At 42.3% G+C, this 18,508-nt stretch carries 14 protein-coding genes; 9 read left to right on the forward strand and 5 right to left on the reverse strand.

Annotated features, from left to right (window positions below; translation table 11 throughout):
* Positions 1-24: 24 nt before the first annotated feature.
* The 7 genes from RYM16_RS05210 to cysK all read left to right on the forward strand — a co-directional run bounded on the left by RYM16_RS05210 (position 25) and on the right by cysK (position 6,556).
* On the forward strand, positions 25-483 hold the full coding sequence (locus RYM16_RS05210; protein ID WP_005385333.1) for a DUF1934 domain-containing protein: 459 nt from the start codon (positions 25-27) through the stop codon (positions 481-483).
* Complete coding sequence (gene argS / locus RYM16_RS05215; protein ID WP_314982752.1) at positions 449-2,182, forward strand: arginine--tRNA ligase; 1,734 nt, start codon at positions 449-451, stop codon at positions 2,180-2,182. The genes RYM16_RS05210 and argS overlap by 35 nt, the downstream gene beginning before the upstream one ends.
* 15 nt (positions 2,183-2,197) lie before the next feature.
* Positions 2,198-3,808 carry a CTP synthase gene (locus tag RYM16_RS05220; RefSeq protein WP_274204178.1) on the forward strand — a complete coding sequence of 537 codons (1,611 nt, stop codon included), beginning with the start codon at positions 2,198-2,200 and terminating at the stop codon, positions 3,806-3,808.
* A 9-nt stretch (positions 3,809-3,817) separates the two neighbouring features.
* A complete protein-coding gene (locus RYM16_RS05225; protein WP_314982755.1) occupies positions 3,818-4,033 on the forward strand; it encodes a hypothetical protein in 216 nt (71 codons plus the stop codon).
* Positions 4,034-4,221: 188 nt separating this feature from the next.
* Positions 4,222-4,785, forward strand: a complete 564-nt coding sequence (gene ahpC, locus RYM16_RS05230) for an alkyl hydroperoxide reductase subunit C (RefSeq protein ID WP_009352518.1) — start codon at positions 4,222-4,224, stop codon at positions 4,783-4,785.
* Positions 4,786-5,155: 370 nt separating this feature from the next.
* Entirely contained in the window at positions 5,156-5,605 is a 450-nt protein-coding gene (locus RYM16_RS05235; RefSeq protein WP_004698292.1) for an Rrf2 family transcriptional regulator, read from the forward strand.
* Positions 5,606-5,620: 15 nt separating this feature from the next.
* Positions 5,621-6,556 carry a cysteine synthase A gene (cysK, locus tag RYM16_RS05240; RefSeq protein ID WP_288991422.1) on the forward strand — a complete coding sequence of 312 codons (936 nt, stop codon included), beginning with the start codon at positions 5,621-5,623 and terminating at the stop codon, positions 6,554-6,556.
* A gap of 179 nt (positions 6,557-6,735) precedes the next feature.
* Here cysK and RYM16_RS05245 read toward each other — a convergent pair whose 3' ends face one another.
* The 5 genes from RYM16_RS05245 to dapF form a co-directional block, all read right to left on the reverse strand.
* A complete protein-coding gene (locus RYM16_RS05245) occupies positions 6,736-10,434 on the reverse strand; it encodes a subtype B tannase (protein ID WP_314982757.1) in 3,699 nt (1,232 codons plus the stop codon).
* A 339-nt stretch (positions 10,435-10,773) separates the two neighbouring features.
* Entirely contained in the window at positions 10,774-12,756 is a 1,983-nt protein-coding gene (locus RYM16_RS05250) for a fructose-specific PTS transporter subunit EIIC (protein ID WP_314982759.1), read from the reverse strand.
* A 33-nt stretch (positions 12,757-12,789) separates the two neighbouring features.
* A complete protein-coding gene (gene pfkB, locus RYM16_RS05255) occupies positions 12,790-13,704 on the reverse strand; it encodes a 1-phosphofructokinase (protein ID WP_314363595.1) in 915 nt (304 codons plus the stop codon).
* Between the two features lie 55 nt (positions 13,705-13,759).
* Positions 13,760-15,157, reverse strand: coding sequence for a Na+/H+ antiporter NhaC family protein (locus tag RYM16_RS05260; RefSeq protein WP_314982761.1), 1,398 nt, complete (start codon positions 15,155-15,157; stop codon positions 13,760-13,762).
* A 1-nt stretch (position 15,158) separates the two neighbouring features.
* Positions 15,159-15,992, reverse strand: coding sequence for a diaminopimelate epimerase (gene dapF / locus RYM16_RS05265; RefSeq protein ID WP_213467239.1), 834 nt, complete (start codon positions 15,990-15,992; stop codon positions 15,159-15,161).
* A gap of 309 nt (positions 15,993-16,301) precedes the next feature.
* Between dapF and ptsP the strand changes: the two genes are divergently transcribed.
* Positions 16,302-18,014: a phosphoenolpyruvate--protein phosphotransferase gene (gene ptsP, locus RYM16_RS05270; protein WP_314982763.1), complete on the forward strand. Its 1,713-nt coding sequence runs from the start codon at positions 16,302-16,304 to the stop codon at positions 18,012-18,014.
* A 121-nt stretch (positions 18,015-18,135) separates the two neighbouring features.
* Entirely contained in the window at positions 18,136-18,396 is a 261-nt protein-coding gene (locus tag RYM16_RS05275) for an HPr family phosphocarrier protein (protein ID WP_314982765.1), read from the forward strand.
* The last annotated feature ends 112 nt before the right edge of the window (positions 18,397-18,508 follow it).

The following is an 18,508-nucleotide window of genomic DNA, read 5'->3' on the forward strand; positions in this document are numbered from 1 at the left end:
TGATTACTACCATGGAGGTTGAAAATGAAGCGGGTTCTAGTGTCCGTAAAAAGTGTACAACGAGATATGGACGGCAAGGATACCGTAGTGGAATTGATTTCCCCAGGTACATCACATGAAAAGGGTAATGCCCAATATGTGCGTTACGAAGAATCCAGTGTGACTGGCTTAGATGGGGTAAAGACAACCATTAAAATCCATGATGACTCTATTGTATTGCTCCGAACAGGAGCTGTGAATATGCGTCATCAATACGTCCGTGGTGAAGAGCGCGAGTCCGTGTATGAAACACCGTATGGTGATTTACACATGGCCGTGAACACTCATGAATTAACAGTAGACTTTCACGAAGGCGTAGGTCATGTTCATTTAGGATATGACATTTCCGTCGAAGGTGAATGGCAATTTTATAATCAGTTAGATATAGACGTGCGGGAGGATACAGAGCATGGAAATGAAGGAAATCCTGAAATCGGGGATTGAACAGGCATTACAAGATACGATTAACAGCGGTGGCTTACCAGCTGGTGAATATCCAGAAATCGTTCTCGAAGTGCCACCTCAAAAAGAATTCGGTGATTTTTCTACAAATATCGCTATGCAATCCGCTCGTGTAGCTCGTCAAAACCCTCGTGCTATTGCAGAGGCTTTGATTAGCCATATGAATTTTGATTGGCTCGAACGTGCTGAGGTTGCTGGTGCAGGTTTCATCAACTTCTTCTTGAAATCTGATATGGTGTACGATACGCTGAAAGCCATTTTAAATGCTGGCGATCAGTATGGTGTTCAGCCATTGCGTGCACGCGATACGATTCAAGTAGAGTACGTAAGTGCGAACCCAACAGGCCCGTTGCATGTAGGTCATGGTCGTGGTGCTGCGTATGGTAGTGCACTTGTAAACTTGTTGCGTGCAGCAGGTTACAATGTACAGTCTGAGTACTATATCAATGATGCGGGTAACCAAATCGATAATATGGCTATCTCCATTGAGTACCGTTTCCAAGAGTTGCAAGGTGCGACATTAGTGTTCCCACCTAAGCGCAACGAAGATGGTTCCATGCCGGAATTCGATATTCCAGAAGGGGCTCTTGTGTTCCCTGAAAATGGTTACCGTGGTCCTGATATTATCGAGACTGCAAAAGCTATTGCTGAACGCGAAGGCTTTGATAAATTGAATGCTATGAACGAAGCAGATCGTATTGCCTTGTTCAAAGAGGAAGGTCTTAAAGAAAAACTAGCTTGCCTAGAGGAGACATTGAGAAACTTCCGCGTTACTTTTGATAATTGGTTCTCTGAGCGTACTGTTCACGAAACTGAGGAAATTCATCACTCTATAGAGGCGTTGAAGGTTCTTGGCAAAGTATACGAAAAAAACGGCGCTTTGTGGTTGAAATCCACTGATTATGGTGACGATAAAGACCGCGTTGTTATTCGTGATAATGGCGTTCCTACATACTTGGCGGCAGATATTGCATATCACCGTAGCAAATATGATCGTGGATTCAAAGAAATGATTGATATTTGGGGCGCTGATCATCATGGTTATGTGTGCCGTGTAAAAGCTGCTATGGCCGCTTTTGGTTATGATCCAGACCAATTAACTATATTGTTATTACAAATGGTAGCATTGTTCCGCGATGGGGAACTCGTTAAATTATCTAAACGTAGTGGCGATAGCGTTACATTAGATGAGTTGATTGATGAAGTAGGCGTAGATGCATCTCGTTATTTCTTCTTGATGCGTTCCTTAGATAGCCAACTTGATTTCGATATTAACTTGGCGAAATCTCGTAGCAATGATAACCCAGTGTATTATATCCAATATGCTCATGCTCGTATTCACAGCATTTACAACCAAGTGCGTGAAGCTGGCATCGCATTTGGCGATTATAGTAAAACTGATTTCACAACGCTTACAAGCGAAATGGAATTAGAATTAATTAAGAAATTAGCTGAATATCCAGAAGAGGTAGTTCAATCTGCTGAACATCGTGCACCACATCGTATTGCTCGTTACTTATACGATTTGGCAAGTATGTTCCACTCCTTCTATCGTCAAGGTCGTATCATTGGCGTAGATCCAGCATTGCAACAAGCTCGTTTAGGATTAATCACAGCGATTGCCCTCGTACTTCGTCAAGGCTTGGGTATTTTAGGTATTTCTGCTCCGGAAAAAATGTAATAGGTGGGAGGCATCATGGCAACTAAGTATATTTTCGTAACTGGCGGCGTTGTTTCTTCTCTTGGTAAAGGGATTACAGCAGCATCCTTGGGTCGCTTGCTTAAAAACCGCGGTTTCAATGTAACGATTCAAAAATTTGACCCATACATTAATATTGACCCTGGTACGATGAGCCCTTACCAACATGGTGAAGTATTCGTAACAGATGACGGCGCTGAAACTGACCTTGATTTAGGCCATTATGAACGCTTCATCGATATTAACCTTAGTAAACGTTCCAACATTACAGCTGGTAAAGTGTACTGGTCTGTAATTAATAAAGAACGTAAAGGTGACTACTTGGGCAGCACTGTACAAGTAATTCCACATATTACAAATGAAATTAAACAAAATGTATATCGCGTAGGTAAAGAGGATAACGCTGATGTAGTTATCACTGAAATCGGCGGTACAGTAGGCGATATTGAAAGCTTGCCGTTCATGGAAGCTATCCGCCAAGTGAAAAAAGAAGTAGGTCGTAATGATGTACTTTACATTCACGTAACATTGGTGCCTTATATCAATGCAGCAGGCGAGTTGAAAACTAAACCTACACAACACAGCGTAAAAGAATTGCGCAGCATTGGTATTCAACCAGATATCTTGGTATGCCGCAGCGAAAAACACATTTCTGATGAAATGAAAGAAAAACTTGCTTTGTTCTGCGACGTAGAACCAGAAGCAGTTATTGAAAACAAAACTTGCAGCTCCATCTATGAAGTACCATTGATGATGCAAGACCAAGGTCTTGATGACATCGTTATCAAAAAATTAGGTCTTGAAGAACGTCCTTGCGATATGACTGCATGGAAAGAAATGGTTCACAAAATTTTGAACCCAAGCAAAGATATTACAGTGGCTATCGTTGGTAAATACGTAGCATTACATGATGCGTATTTATCCGTAGTTGAAGCTCTAGATCATGCTGGTATTGCTACGGGTACTAAAGTGAATATTCGTTGGATTGACTCCGAAGAACTTGATGATACATCTATAGATCCTAAAGAGGTATTTGATGGTGTTGAAGGTATCATCGTACCTGGTGGCTTTGGTTCTCGTGGTGTAGAAGGTAAAATCCGCACAATCCAATACGCTCGTGAAAACAATATTCCATATCTTGGTCTATGCCTTGGCATGCAAACTGCAGTAATGGAATTTGCTCGTAACGTATGCGGTATGGAAGGTGCCACTTCTAGCGAATTCGATGAAAATGCTAAATATAAAGTGATCGATTTGATGAGTGACCAAGTTGATGTAGATAAAAAAGGCGGTACAATGCGTCTTGGTGTTTACCCATGTAAAGTAGAAGCGGGTACAAAAACTCGTGAAGTGTATGGGGAAGACCTTATCTATGAACGTCATCGTCACCGTTATGAATTCAATAACGAATACCGTCAACAATTGACTGATGCTGGTCTTGTTATCTCTGGTACATCTCCAGATGGTCGACTTGTGGAAAGTGTAGAAGTGAAAAATCATCCATTCTTCATCGGTACACAAGCGCATCCAGAACTTAAATCCCGTCCAAATAATGCACATCCATTATTCCGCGGTTTAGTAGATGCGATTTTAGAACTAAAAAAATAGAGAACAGAAATGGGATCCATTTTATCTATTATAGGTATCTTTATATTAGCTGCTCTCAAACTAGAGCAGTTTGTATATGGTAAATCAGGCAAAAAACAATCTACAACGGGACATGTAGCACGGAGAGGGCTTGCCACTATTGCAGGCTTAATTGCCTTTGACCATTCTACTGTTAGTAGTAAATCTGTTGTAGTACGTAAAAAGAAGAAAGATGCTCAGAAATGAGCATCTTTCTTCTTTTTTATTCATATCGAAAAAAATTGAAAAAACATATCGATAAATTTAAAAATAATACTTGCAATCTTGAATGATATTTGTTATTATATAGACAAAGATAGATATAGCAATGGTGTTAAGTACACCAATACAAATATAATCGTTACAATTTGAAACTCAAACAAGGAGGACATAACATGTCTATTATTGGTAAACAACTTCCTGAATTTACACTTGATGCTTTCAAAAAACCTGAATTGGTAAAAGTAAGCACTGCAGACGTGTTGGGTAAATGGTCTGTATTTGTATTCTATCCAGCAGATTTCACATTCGTGTGCCCTACTGAATTGGAAGACGTACAAAACTCCTATGCAGAGTTGAAAGAATTGGGTTGCGAAGTTTACTCCGTATCTTGTGACTCCGAATTCGTTCATAAAGCATGGTCTGATGCTTCTCCAACTATCAATAAAATCGAGTACTACATGTTAGCTGACAAAAAACATGAATTAGCTGACTTCTTCGATGTATTCCAAGAAGAATCCGCTATGGCTTACCGTGGTACTTTCGTAGTAGATCCAGAAGGCTTCGTACGTACAGCTGAAATCCATGACATGGGTATCGGTCGTTCCGCTGAAGAATTGGTTCGTAAAGTACAAGCTGCTCAATTCGTAGCAAAACATGGCGACCAAGTGTGCCCTGCACGTTGGAAACCAGGTAAAGACACTTTAAAACCAGGTCTTGATCTTGTAGGTAAAATCTAATTTAGAAACCTATACTTAAATGCTAGAGTAATCTAGACAACTCCTCAAATGACAAGAACACGGGCGCGCATCGTTTTCCTGACGATACGGTAAGTCCCAATACCAGATGAACCCTCTCCAATTCATCATGGTAAACCTCATATAACAAACTACAAACTATACGCAAAAGGACTGGCCTTCGGGCTGGTCCTTTTGTGTTGTTTATATCCCTTTACAAAAGTAGGAAATAAGTTCTTGCTTTTTTGTTATGAGTAGTCTATAATGAAATTAATTCCTAGTGATATACAAGGTTTTATAAAAATAGTATAACAAGTGCTTTATAACATGGGGTGTGTTAGCGCACTAACTTTTACAAAGAGAGGCAAGATATATGAGGATTTCCACAAAGGGTCGCTATGCATTGATGGTTCTCATCGATTTAGCAGAGCAAGGTCAAGATAAACCAGTATCTTTGCGATCTGTGGCAGAGCGACAAGGCATTTCTGAAAAATACCTAGAAGGTATCGTAGCTCGTTTGGGTGCTGCAAACCTAGTGGATAGCATTCGTGGTAAATACGGCGGCTATCGATTGTCTAAAAGCCCTAAAGAGTACACAATTATTGAAATTTTGCTTGCTACAGAGGAATCTATGGCTATCATTTCCACCCTTGATGAAGGGGTGAGTACTGATACGGTAATCAACGAACGCACTGTTGGTTTCTGGGCAGGATTACAAAACTATATTCATGATTATTTAGAAAACGTAACTCTTCAAGATGTAATTGACGGAACTTACGCTAAACTTGATACAAAATATGATAATTGGGATGGTTCGATTTAATAAGGAGTAACTACTATGTCTAAAATTGCAAAATCTTTTGTTGAATTGATTGGTAAAACACCGCTATTAGCGGCTACACGTTTTGGTGCTAAATTTGGTGCAGATGCTAATATCTTCGCTAAATTGGAATACTTTAATCCAGGTGGTTCTGTAAAAGACCGTATTGCAGCAGCAATCATTCAAGCAGCTGTTGAGTCTGGTGAATTACAACCAGGTGGTACAATCGTAGAAGCTACATCTGGTAACACAGGTATTGGCTTATCTGCTGTTGGTGCAGCGCTTGGCTATAAAGTAGTTATCGTAATGCCTGAAACAATGTCCATTGAACGTCGTAAATTGATGCTTGGCTATGGTGCTCAACTTGTATTGACTGATGGCTCCCTTGGCATGAAAGGTGCTATTGCAAAGGCTAAAGAAATCGTAACTGCTACTGCTGGTGCTATCGAAGCTGGTCAATTCGTAAACCAAGCTAACCCTACAATTCACTATAGAACTACAGGTCCTGAAATCTGGCAAGATACAGATGGTGCAGTAGATATCTATGTAGCAGGTGTTGGTACAGGCGGTACTTTAACAGGTGCAGGTCGTTATTTAAAAGAACAAAATCCTGATATTAAAGTAGTAGCTGTGGAACCAACTGATTCCCCAGTATTGTCTAACGGCAAACCAGGCCCTCATAAAATCCAAGGCTTAGGTGCTGGCTTCATTCCTGATACTTTGGATACTAACATTTATGATGAAGTAATCCAAGTAACTAACGAAGATGCATTCGCTACATCTCAAGCATTTGGTCATACAGAAGGCGTATTGGTAGGTATTTCCTCTGGTGCAGCTCTTTGGGCCGCTCAAGAGTTGGCAAAACGCCCTGAAAATAAAGGTAAAAACATCGTAGTAATTCTTCCTGATACAGGTGAACGCTACTTGTCTACAGCTTTATTCCCTGAAGTGTAATAGAATATGATTAGTGAAAGCAGTGAATATGCTTTCCTAATATAGCAAGGCCCCTCGTTTTGAGGGGCTTTTTCGTGCTTAACATACTGGAAGGTTATATTAGGAATATTTAATTTAACATAAAGAAAAAGGAGCTACTAGGTAGCTCCTTTCATGTTATGGTATGTATTTAATTGTAATTATCTACCGTTCTTAACGATATTGTCCATCCAGTTGAACAATTCATCTAGATCGTAGTCACCAGAATGGTCTACATTAAATGGTGTAGCCATATCTACTTTATACCCGAGGTTTTGAGCACGGGTACCAACGATCAATGGAATTGCTACAGATGTATTGCTATCAGCTGTACCGTAGCGAATGCGATAGAACTGAGCATTTGTCGCTGCTGGAGAACCGAGATAGTTCATTGGGTTCATCATAGTAACAACCTTAGCATTTTGTACATATGCCTCTGGATTAGAGGTTGTATCGTGTAAAGCTGCAGTAATTGTAAAGTGATTGTTATCTGTTGTACTTGTACCGAATAAGTTGTTCTCGCCAGAGTCATTAGAACGGGAATCGAATGCACCTGGTGCTTTAGAGCGACTTACAAATCGGTTATAAGCTTCCCAGTTAATATCTTTGATTGTACCGGTTTTATTATCACGTACAAGATATGTATGTTTAGATAAATCAGTACCTTTAGCTTGTGCCTTGTTAGCTGCTGCAACGATAAATTCTTTCACATAGTTTTTGAAAGTACCGTTACCATTCTTATCCAATTTCAACACACGACCTACAGAGTCATGTAATTGTAAGTTATTTACGTAATCAGGGAAGTGTTCGTTAAGCAGATTGGAGTAAGCCACATCATCAGCATTCAAGTTCACACGTTGCATTGTGCGTTGTGGTGGAGCAGAGTTACCACCTACATTAGCTTGAGGCAATTCGCCTTGGCCCATGGATACTTTGTTAAAAGAGGTAATACCATTATAGCTCCATTCATAAGCCATATCTGCCGCATCAAGGTTAGTGATAGGAGCGTACGCAGAAACTGCGTATACATTCGTTGCCGCTGTCGCCGCACCTAATGCTTGTAAATATGGTTGGAAGTCAGAGCTATTACCAGTAGCGCCTTGTAACAAGGATATACCACCGCCAGCACTTGTACCATTTGTAATAATGCGGTTTGCATTACCTGGCATTACAGAGTCGTTGGCGTGTAAATATGCCGTAGCAGCTTGTAAGTCAACAATAACTGCAGGAGCTTTACCAATGAAGTTGCCATCGGATGCTTTATTGGTACGACCACGTGTAGCAGGAGAAGCTACTACGTAGCCTCGGGATAATGCGTAAAGAACACTGTTCGGTTGGCCATTCTTAACTTTTGGAGTCATAGCTTGGCTTGGCATATAGCCACCTACCGCATTTGGCATAAAGATAGGGGCTGTTTGCGTATTGTAACCATTTACAGTACCGTTGTTGAAGTATTCTTCTGGTACATAAATGTTCATGTACTGTTGATCGATATCGATTGGATTAGCCACGTAAGGGATATATTCGAAGGCGCGATATTTGATTTCCTTATTATCTACTGTTGTAGACATAGATTCGTAATTTTTCACGTCGAAGGCAAGACTAATCTTTAAAGATGCATCGGCTTGCAATGGCGGTTCCATTGGTTGGGAAAGAATATCTTTCTCTTCTACTACAGCAGATCCTTTAGTGGATGCCTCGTTACGAGCATCTACATAGGATTGAGGCAATTTGCTTTCCTGAACATTAGCTTCAGCTTTAGCTTTTTCTTCAGCCTCAGCTTGAGCTTTAGCAGCGGCCTCAGCTTCAGCTTGTGCTTTTGCTTCAGCCTCAGCTTGTGCTTTAGCCTTAGCTTCTGCCTCGGCTTTAGCTTTTTCTTCAGCTTCAGCTTGCGCTTTAGCCTTAGCTTCTGCCTCAGCTTTAGCTTTTGCTTCAGCCTCAGCTTGTGCTTTAGCAGCAGCTTCCGCTTCTTCTTTTGCTAATTGTTCAGCAGCTAAACGTTCTTGTTCTTCTTTGATCGCAGTTTGTCTTGCAATTTCTGCTTGTTGGGCTGCGATACGTTCTTGTTCTGCTTTGATAGCAGCTTCACGTTCAGCTTTAGCTTGCTCAGCTGCAATACGCTCTTGTTCTGCTTTTAGGGCTGCTTGGCGTTGAGCTTCTGCTTGCTCAGCAGCGATACGCTCTTGTTCTGCTTTTAGAGCAGCTTGACGTTCTGCCTCAGCTTTAGCGGCAGCTTCTGCACGTTGACGCGCAGCTTCTTCAGCAGCTAAACGTTCTTCCTCAGCTTGTTGAGCAAGGATACGTTCACGTTCGGCTTTTAATGCCGCTTGGCGTTGCGCCTCAGCTTGCTCGGCAGCGATACGTTGTTGTTCTGCTTGTTGAGCTGCAATACGCTCTTGTTCTGCTTTTAGAGCTGCTTGGCGTTGAGCCTCAGCTTGCTCAGCAGCGATACGTTGGTGTTCTGCTTGTTGAGCTGCAATACGCTCTTGCTCCGCTTTTAAAGCCGCTTGGCGTTGCGCTTCAGCTTGCTCAGTAGCGATACGTTGTAGCTCTGCTTGTTGAGCTGCGATACGTTCTTGCTCCGCTTTTAAAGCCACTTGGCGTTGCGCTTCAGCTTGCTCAGCTGCAAGACGTTGTTGTTCTGCTTGTAGAGCTGCAATACGATCTTGTTCCGCTTTTAGAGCTGCTTGGCGTTGTGCCTCAGCTTGCTCAGCAGCGATACGTTGTTGTTCCGCTTGTAGAGCTGCTTGACGTTGAGCCTCGGCTTGTTGTTGTGCAATGCGGCGTTGTTCTTCTTGGATACGAAGACGTTCTTGCTCTGCAGCTTGACGTTGTGCTTCAGCGATACGAGCTTGTTCAGCTTGCTGTGCAGCGATACGCTCTTGCTCGGCTCTTAGAGCTGCTTGGCGTTGAGCCTCGGCTTGTTGTTGTGCAATACGTTGTTGTTCAGCTTGCATAGCCGCTTGGCGTTGCGCCTCAGCTTGTTGCTGTGCAATCCGTTGCTGTTCCGCTTGCATAGTCATTTGACGTTGTTGTTCTGCAAGAATTGCAGCTTGACGCTGAGCTTCAGCTTGTTTTTGGGCAACCATTTGCTGATCAACTTGGCTTGTACCTGCTTGTTGTGCGGCTTCTTCTGCTGCTAATTGAGCTAATCTTTCACGTTCTGCACGTTGAATATCGCGGATAGTCAATTTTTGTTTAGCTACCACGGGTTTAGTAGTTATTGTATTAGCAACTGTTAAGGGCATAGTAGATTGTTCTTGCACAACTACAGGCGTACGTTGTACTTGTGTAGTTTGAATTTGTTGCTTGCCATCTACTTGTTTTTGTACAGTTACAGGTTCTGTTTTCCGTTGTACATTCATCAAACTGTGCATCGCCAATGTTGGTTCCATGACAGCATTAGTTTGTTTGTTAACAACATATTGTGGTTGTGAAACGGCCCGTTGTTGATCTGATAAAGCTTTTGCAATATCGTTCACAGGTACTGGACGTACACGAGGAATCAAAGGTGTTACCTTTGGCGGCTCTTGCGTTGTTACAGTTTGTTGTCTAACTGTTTGCGCTTGCATCAACGGTTGTGTTTGCATTGGCACCGTTTGTTGTACCTGTGTAGGTCTTACGGATGCTTGTTGTTGAGTGACAACCGTTGTTTGTGTAATTGGTGGGGTAGGTTGGGTTACTACAGGTCGTACGACTGGGGGCACTACATTTGTAGTGGCTTGAGTCGTTGATTCAGTGGTAGTGTTCGAACCTACTAAATCATTCATGTTGAGGGTAGGGGCTGCGTGGGCAACACCACCCAACGCTGCAGCTGCAAAAAATGCAGCGGTAACCTTACGTTTCCTAGATGATTTCATGAATTACTCTCCGAACTAGATTTGAAAAAATAATTTATAATTTTAAAATTTGTTTATATTTATATAGTTTAACATAAATCGATATATTTGTACAATTTATAGAAGAATAGATGAACACTGGATGAGTACGAAGAAAATAAACTTAGAAAAATATAAATAAATTTAAAGTACTTAGTTCATAACTTATTGCATCAAAAACACCCTATATCATGAATGGGATAGGGTGTTTTGCATAAGAAAAGGACTAGAACTCTAGAGTTCTAGTCCTTTTGCTATATGTACTTATTTAGCATATGTACGTTTTTGTCATATGTACTAGTATTAAACTAGCTTTTACAATTATTTTTTTAGGCTTGGTTTTACAAGTGCCAAGATGAAGCAAGCCACAACGGAACCGATTGCGATGGATGCAAGGTATAGGAGTGGGTTGCCGATTGTTGGTACTACGAAGATACCGCCGTGAGGAGCGCGTAATGTACATTCGAAGAACATGGACAACGCACCAGCTGTACCAGCACCGATGATGCATGCTGGTAATACGCGAACTGGATCAGCCGCTGCAAATGGGATAGCACCTTCTGTGATGAAGGAAAGGCCCATAATATAGTTTGTAATACCCGATTTGCGTTCTGCTTCTGTGAAGCGGCTAGGGAAGAATGTAGTACAAAGAGCGATTGCCAACGGAGGAACCATACCGCCTGCCATTACAGCCGCCATGATACCATATTCACCAGTCGCAAGAGCACCTGTACCGATAACGTAAGCCGCCTTATTTACAGGACCACCCATATCAACGGACATCATAGCGCCAAAGATGAGGCCTAACAATACGCGGCTAGTAGTGCCCATGGATTGCAAGGAGTCCATTAACCATTGGTTAAGTGCAGATACAGGAGGGTTGATTACGAAGGTAATGGCAAGACCTATGAACAATACACCAAGTACAGGATAGAAGAGAACTGGTTTTGTACCTTCTAACGCTTGAGGTAAACCAGATACTAATTTTTTAACTAATAATACTAAATAACCTGCTGCAAAGCCTGCGATTAATGCGCCAAGGAAACCAGAGCCGCCTTGGTTAGCTAATAAGCCACCAACGAAACCAGCTACAAGACCTGGGCGGTCAGCAATACTCATAGCAATGTAACCAGCTAATACTGGCAACATGAAGCCAAAGGATGCACCACCGATTTGCATTAAGAAGCTAGATAAAGGTGTACCAGAACCGAAGTTCTTAGGATTTGCAGGATCGAATATATCAAATAGGAATGCAAGGGCAATCAAGATACCGCCACCAATAACGAATGGCAACATATGAGATACACCGTTCATCAAGTGTTTGTAGATTTGACGACCTACGCTGTCAGATGCGCTAGCAGCGATTTCAGCCGCTTCACGGTCTGCTGCTGATGCTTGGTATATAGCTGCTGTGCCGGACATGGCTTCTGTCAAAAGCTCTTCTGCTTTATTAATACCGTTCGCAACCTTAGTTTGAATCATAGGCTTGCCGTTGAAGCGTGCCATTTCTACTTGACGGTCAGAAGCGACGATGATGCATTTAGCATGAGCGATTTCTTCTGCTGTAAGAGCATCTTTAACACCAGAAGCACCATTTTTCTCAACCTTTAAGGAAATGCCCATTTCTTTGGCTTTTCGTTCTAAAGATTCAGCAGCCATGTAGGTATGAGCAATACCAGTAGGGCAACCAGTTACAGCCAATACATCGTAGTGCGGGTTATCTACAGAAATCTTAGGGGCCACTTTTTCGATAGCTTCCGTAGCTTTAGCTTCGATAGCATCGGTAATACTTGGAGTCTCTTGAGATTCTGGCTGTTTGATATATCCTTCAACGGATGGGTCAAAGTTACCTTGCTCTTTAGCTGTTACGAGTTCCAAGAAGCGTTCTACAGTAGGAGCAGCGATGAGGGCTTCTTTGAAATCAGGGTCGATAACCATCATAGCTAATTGGCTCAATACCTCTACATGAGTGTCTGCAGCGCCTTCAGGGGCTGCGATCATGAAGAATAAACGAGATGGTTGACCGTCGAGTGCTTCGAAGTCTACGCCGTGAGGCACAACCATAGCTGCTAGGCCTGCTTCTTTTACGCCTGCAGATTTAGCATGTGGTGTAGCGATGCCGTCACCAAGGCCGGTAGAGCCAGATTCTTCACGAGCGAAAACGGCTGCTAAGTACTCACCTTTGTCGATGAGGTTGCCACCTTTTTCCATTAACTCGCCTAAGGTATAAATAGCGTCAGCCTTTGTAACAGGGTCTGCATTTAGCAGGACGGATTGAGGTTTTAATAAATCAGTGATTTGCATATGTGTACTCCTTGATGCAAATAAAATGTAAAACTAGTTAACTCGTACTTGTGAAAGTAATGCTTCTACTTCTGCCAGTGTAGCGAGGTTTTCAGAGTAAGCGGAGGCAGAGCCACTGGAGATACCCCAGTATAGAGCCTCTTGTAGGTCGCCTGTCTTTTCAAAGCCTGTAATAAAGCCTGCTACCATGGAATCGCCGGCGCCTACAGAATTTACGAGCGTCCCCTTAGGGGCAGGGCTCGTATATACAGTGCCATCAGCTGCGACCAAGATAGCTCCATCACCAGCCATAGAGATAAGCACATGCTGTGCACCTTTCTCTTGTAATGCTTTAGCAGCTTCTACGAGGTCCTCCTTTGTAGAAAGGGGGCGACCAAAGATTTCGCTAAGCTCATGATTGTTAGGTTTAATCAAGAACGGTTTATATGGCAATACTCGTGTAAGTAAATCCTTTGTAGCATCTACGACGATGCGAATGTTTTTATGTTGCAAGCGCTCCATAATGAGCTCGTACATATCGCTAGGTAAGCTAGAAGGAATACTGCCTGCAAGGATTAGTGTATCCTTATCTGTCAATGCGTCGAGCTGTTTATAGAGGGCTTCTAATTCGTCGTTCGAGATAATTGGTCCACGGCCGTTGATCTCTGTTTCCTCATCAGAGGCTTTCACCTTAACATTGATGCGAGTTAATCCTTCGCGGAGTCGAATGAAATCTTCTTTTACGCCGAAGCTATTGAGCTGCGTAACGATTTCTTCACCTGTAAAGCCGGCGATGAAACCGAGTGCCGTTGTATCCATGCCCAAGTTGTTGAGTACGATAGATACGTTGATACCCTTGCCGCCACCAAGAACGTATTCTTGGGTTGTACGATTAATGGTGCCCGTCTTGAGGTGGTCTAGGCGCACGATATAATCGAGGGCTGGGTTAAAGGTAATGGTGTAAATCATACAAATTCCCCTTGATAAGATAAATTAATGAGCCTATGGTTGGCTGATCTTGTAATTAGCGTATGATTGATTGATCTTGCTTCCGTAATCGTAACCAATACATGATTGGCACGAGATATAGGAAGAAGGCGAATGGTACATAGCCGGCTGTGCTAGTACCCATCATAACTACAGGTACGTAAGCGGCGATGTTCCATGGTAGTAAGGCGGAAATGACGATGCCGCTGTTTTCAAAGTCGAGCATCACATCTTCATCTTGAATACCCCGTTGGGCGTAGGTAATGCGCATAATAGAATGTGTCATTACAACCGCTATAGCTTGGCTACAACCTACAGCGCCTGTTAAGAGTGCGAGACCTACATTGGCAGCAAATACATCGCTCCGCGTTTTAGCTCGCTCTAATAGCTGTCTAACATCATTCCAGAAGCCAACCCCTTCGAGCATGCCAGAAATGGCAGTGGCCATAAAGATGGATAATGTAGGGATGAACATCGTTTGTAATCCACCGCCGTGAATAATCTCTGCTAGCGGATTATAATGTGGTAGTTCAAAGCCTGTTAAGGTATACCATCCCAATTCGGAAAGGGTAGCTCCTTGATTTGTATAAGCTAGAATTGCCGCCGTAAATGCACTGAGGCCGATAGGCCATCGAATCGATACTTTCAAAGGCAGTAAAGCGATGACGATAATCACTGGAATCCATAAGGTCCAATCGATGTTGAACACAAAGTGGATTGTATCGGGCAGCAAGCTATTAGTATAGTTGAGTGGGAACCACTGCGATAGTAATAGATAAAGCACTGTGGAAATCACAAGTGCTGGCAGTCCATCCTTAAACATAATAGGGATATTGGTTGGTACCTTTGTATGCGTTAAAGCCGCTACGAGAGAGGCACTAGATGATAAAGGACCATTCCGATCGCCAAAGTACGCACCTGCTATAATGGCACCAGCTACGATATCCTCTGGAATATTACCAGCCCTTGCCATCGTGATGAGTACGATACCCATGGTGCCTACAGTACCGAAAGCTGTACCTAATACCATGCTAACAATCGCTGTTAATAAGAAGGCACAAGCAATAAAGAGGGACGGATTAATCAAGTCGATGCCGGTGGCGATAATCATTGGGATGATGCCTGCTGCTTGCCACATAGCAATGAGCCAACCGATAAGCAAGAATATTTGCACTACTACAATCGAGGTTTTAGCACCTGTCCATGATAGGGTTAGCAGTTCTTTTGGTTGGTATCCTTTGCGATAGAATACATAGGCCATGATGCACCATACCACTATCAAGGCGTAACCAATAGCAATACCATTAGCTACGGCGATGATAATGACGAGGATAGATATGAGTAAACCTATGAGCGACTCCGTATTTTTCGGCATTAGAGAACGGCCTTGTTGATACTTTAGAAACGCATTTAATATGAGTTGTAACCACTTCATCTTAATCGATAGGAAGTTCTGTTTCGAAGACTTCCTCAGCAGGGCCAGTCATGAGCACCGTGCCATCCTCCAAGTATGAAATATGTAATGTTCCTAAATAGAGCTCTACATCTACTTCGCGGCCTGTTAAGCCTTTTTCGAAGGACATAACGGCAGAGGCGCAAGAGCCTGTACCACATGCTAATGTAGCGCCAGCACCGCGTTCCCATGTGCGAACCTTGATGTGCTTATCATTTACTACCTCGATGTAGTTAACATTCGTATTGGATGGGAATGCATCGTGTTTTTCAATGATAGGACCTTGTGTCGTTACAGGCGCCTTTGTAATGTCATTGATATACACCTCTGTATGAGGCACGCCGAGTAATACGGAGCTTACAGTTACTGTTTCGCCGTTTACATCGAGGTCTACGTCGATAACCTTATCCATATTTACATCCATCGGAATGTCTTGGGCTGCAAAGAATGGCTTGCCCATGTCTACAGTAACTTGTGTGACTATACCATTTTCGATAGTTAAGGTAGGTTTCATTACACCGGCTAAGGTTTCGATGGTAAAAGTTTCTTTAGTAATTTCTCCGTGTTCATAGGCATATTTGGCAAAGCAACGGATTGCATTGCCGCACATTTCTGCTTCACTACCATCAGAGTTGATGATGCGCATGCGCACATCACAGGTTTTTGAAGGAACTAGAATGGCAAGACCGTCGGCACCGATACCAGTACGACGATCGCAAAGGCGAATCGCCAAATCAGTATAGTCCTTGTTAGCACCTTGAGGGTCGGCAAAGAGGATGAAATCATTGCCAAGACCATGCATTTTAGTTAATTTCATAAAGTCTCCTATCAATAAGTAAGACTTTCACCATGAAGCCCGTGAAAGTCTCATATGTATATAATTATATATTCTATATTATAACATAAATGGCACTTGATTATGAGATAAAATCTTATAAAAATATGGCGAAAAAGACAAAAAATTAACCTGAATTTAGTAGTCAATTAAATTGTTTGATGAGTCAAAAACAACCCATGTGGGACAGGTGATAAGGCTGATAGATATTGTCTAATTACTTTATTGTTTAACGGAGAAATGATAAAATAAAGAGTAATGTAGTTTATCGTAATAGAAAGAGGAACACATATGCGAATTCAAGGGATTTCTGGATCTCGTGGCGTTGCAGTAGGCAATGTATATAGATATATTCAAGAGGAAATTGTCATTCCTGATTACACCGTGGCTGAGGACAAGGTAGAAGAGGAGATTGGCAAGTTTGCAGCGGCTATGGCGGCAACTTTAAAACAATTGGATACGATTCGTCAAAAAGCGTTAGACGAAATGGGCCCTGAAGAGGCGGCTATTTTTGAGGCGCATATGCAAATCGCGCAAGACCCATCTTTATCTGATGGTATTAAATCCCTCGTTGAGTCTGGCCATACTAATGTTGTAGCGGCTACAGCTCAAACCATTGAAACCTTTGCGAATATCTTCCTCGGTATGGAAGACCCATATATGCGCGAACGCGGTGCTGATATTAAGGATATCGGTGACCGTTTGATGCGGAACATGTTAGGTATGAACCCACGTGGTTTATCTCATATTTCTGGGGAAGTTATTTTGGTGGCTCAAGATTTGGCACCATCCGATACGGCCTCTCTCGACAAAAATGTAGTAAAAGGCATCGTAACAGCGGCAGGTGGCCCTACTTCTCATGCGGCTATCATGGCTCGCACCTTGGAAATCCCAGCTGTTATGGGCGTTGGTGATATTGAAAGCTTCGTAGATGGGGATAAAGCCGTAGTTCTTGGCACAGATGGTATCGTAGAAATTAATCCATCTGATGCAGATTGGTCTGAATATACAAACCAAGCTGCGGCATTCCAAGAGGAATTGAAACGCTTGCGCGAGTCTGCGAATTTAGAAGCTACTACGACTGATGGTCATTATGTAGAATTATTCGGCAATATCGGTAAAGCAAAAGATGCTAAAAATGCTCTTACTATGGGCTTGTACCGTACAGAGTTCCTTTATATGGAAAACGACGAATTGCCAGCAGAAGATGTACAATTTGAAGAATATAAAAAGGTTGCCCAAGATATGAAGGGCAAACCTGTTATCATCCGTACTATGGATATCGGTGGCGACAAGGAATTAAAATGCCTTGATTTGCCTAGCGAAATGAATCCATTCCTCGGCTATCGTGCTATCCGTATTTCCTTAAATCGTCCAGATATTTTCAAAGTGCAATTGCGTGCCTTGTTGCGCGCTAGTGCCTTTGGTGATATTCACATCATGTATCCTATGATTGCTTCTGTAGAAGAAGTAAAACAAGCGAATGCTATGCTTGATGAATGTAAGGAAGAACTTACAGCAGAAGGCAAAGAGTTCAATAAGGATATTAAGGTTGGTATCATGATCGAAGTGCCAGCGGCAGCTGTTATTTCTCCAATCTTAGCAAAATATGTGGACTTCTTCAGTATCGGTACAAACGATTTATGCCAATATACTTTGGCTGTAGACCGTATGAATGAAGCTATCGGTAGTCTCTATCAACCATTGCATCCAGGTGTGATACGTCTTATCAAGCATGTTATCGATGCTAGCCATGAACAAGGCAAATTCACAGGCATGTGTGGTGAGCTTGCTAGTGATCCTGTGGCTACAATGATTCTGTTAGGTCTAGGCCTAGACGAGTTCTCCATGACAGCATCTTCTATTCCACTCATCAAAAATATCTTGCGTTCCGTTTCTAAGGCAGAATGTGAAGAGGTGGCCAATAAAGCTCTTACTATGGACACGGCTGAAGAAATTACAGGGTATGCTAAATCCGTATTAATAGAAAAAGGCTTACTATAATTGGTAAAGCTTCATCATAATCATATGTAATATACTTGAATTGATACGCTTATAATTGATACAATATATCTATTAGAACGTAAGGGATAGGCACGGCCTATCGAGATAGAAAGAGGTTACCATGAAAGAATTAACAGTAGAAATTACAAACGAATCTGGTTTACACGCTCGTCCTGCTACAGCTTTCACGCAATTGGCTGCTAAATATGCTTCCAAAGTGACAATCGCTGCTAACGGCAAAACAGCTGATGCTAAATCCATCTTAACTATATTGACTTTGGGCGCTACAAAAGGTACATCCGTTACTTTAACTGCTGACGGTGCTGACGAAGACGACGCACTCGCTGCATTGAGCGAATTCTTAACAACTAATCACGACTAATTTGTGAGGGAAATAAAAATGACTCTACTACGGTAGAGTCTTTTTTATGCAAAAAAGAGGGTTATAGGACAAAAAGTGTGTGTGACTAATCCCAATAAGTTGGAAAATCTGT

It is taken from the genome of uncultured Veillonella sp., assembly GCF_963524655.1.
Taxonomy (GTDB): Bacteria; Bacillota; Negativicutes; order Veillonellales; family Veillonellaceae; genus Veillonella.

What these genes read in the sequence shown, in the direction of transcription:
- RYM16_RS05210 (WP_005385333.1), top strand. Translation starts at nt 25, where the DNA reads ATGAAGCGGGTTCTAGTGTCCGTAAAAAGTGTACAACGAGATATGGAC.
- argS (WP_314982752.1), top strand. Translation starts at nt 449, where the DNA reads ATGGAAATGAAGGAAATCCTGAAATCGGGGATTGAACAGGCATTACAA.
- RYM16_RS05220 (WP_274204178.1), top strand. Translation starts at nt 2,198, where the DNA reads ATGGCAACTAAGTATATTTTCGTAACTGGCGGCGTTGTTTCTTCTCTT.
- RYM16_RS05225 (WP_314982755.1), top strand. Translation starts at nt 3,818, where the DNA reads ATGGGATCCATTTTATCTATTATAGGTATCTTTATATTAGCTGCTCTC.
- ahpC (WP_009352518.1), top strand. Translation starts at nt 4,222, where the DNA reads ATGTCTATTATTGGTAAACAACTTCCTGAATTTACACTTGATGCTTTC.
- RYM16_RS05235 (WP_004698292.1), top strand. Translation starts at nt 5,156, where the DNA reads ATGAGGATTTCCACAAAGGGTCGCTATGCATTGATGGTTCTCATCGAT.
- cysK (WP_288991422.1), top strand. Translation starts at nt 5,621, where the DNA reads ATGTCTAAAATTGCAAAATCTTTTGTTGAATTGATTGGTAAAACACCG.
- RYM16_RS05245 (WP_314982757.1), bottom strand. Translation starts at nt 10,434, where the DNA reads ATGAAATCATCTAGGAAACGTAAGGTTACCGCTGCATTTTTTGCAGCT.
- RYM16_RS05250 (WP_314982759.1), bottom strand. Translation starts at nt 12,756, where the DNA reads ATGCAAATCACTGATTTATTAAAACCTCAATCCGTCCTGCTAAATGCA.
- pfkB (WP_314363595.1), bottom strand. Translation starts at nt 13,704, where the DNA reads ATGATTTACACCATTACCTTTAACCCAGCCCTCGATTATATCGTGCGC.
- RYM16_RS05260 (WP_314982761.1), bottom strand. Translation starts at nt 15,157, where the DNA reads ATGAAGTGGTTACAACTCATATTAAATGCGTTTCTAAAGTATCAACAA.
- dapF (WP_213467239.1), bottom strand. Translation starts at nt 15,992, where the DNA reads ATGAAATTAACTAAAATGCATGGTCTTGGCAATGATTTCATCCTCTTT.
- ptsP (WP_314982763.1), top strand. Translation starts at nt 16,302, where the DNA reads ATGCGAATTCAAGGGATTTCTGGATCTCGTGGCGTTGCAGTAGGCAAT.
- RYM16_RS05275 (WP_314982765.1), top strand. Translation starts at nt 18,136, where the DNA reads ATGAAAGAATTAACAGTAGAAATTACAAACGAATCTGGTTTACACGCT.